The organism is Corallococcus sp. CA053C (assembly GCF_003611675.1).
Lineage (GTDB): Bacteria > Myxococcota > Myxococcia > Myxococcales > Myxococcaceae > Corallococcus.
In genome coordinates this window covers 1-448 of the sequence record NZ_RAWA01000879.1, presented here as the reverse complement: position 1 = coordinate 448, position 448 = coordinate 1, and the positions used below count along the sequence as shown (strand labels likewise).

Below are 448 nucleotides of genomic sequence, written 5' to 3'. Positions count from 1 at the left end.
CGCCAGGCCACCCAGCAGGCCGCGCGCGCGATCGCCTGGGAAGCCACCGTATCGCCGGACTACAAGCTGCCGGCCAGCGGCCGCCAGCGCGATCTTGCCGTCGACCGCTATTTCGGGCGTGCCAACGATCCCATCGTCAGCCAGGCGCAGACCGGCGCACGCGATGCCGCCGTCGGCGACGTCCTGATGAATACCTTCTCCAACCAGCCGCTGGTGCGGCGCGGTGACCTCGCCCTGGTCTCCTACACCAGCACGTCGGCAGGCGGCATGATGAAGAAGATCGGCGACGTGACCTCGATGTTCGGTTCGTTCCCGCCCAACCGCAACGGCCTGACCCAGGCCCAGCTGCGGTTGGATGTGCAGGATCTGAAAAGTGCCAACGGCAGTGCTGCCGCCTATCTGGAACCCTTCGATTCGCTGGGCCTGAAGCTGCAGGCCACCCATGTGG

1 protein-coding gene is annotated in these 448 nt (G+C 66.7%); it reads left to right on the top strand.

Going from position 1 to position 448, the window contains the following annotated elements; genetic code table 11:
- The coding region (locus D7V97_RS43700) for a hypothetical protein (RefSeq protein WP_199729274.1) at positions 1-448 on the top strand (448 nt) is incomplete at both ends.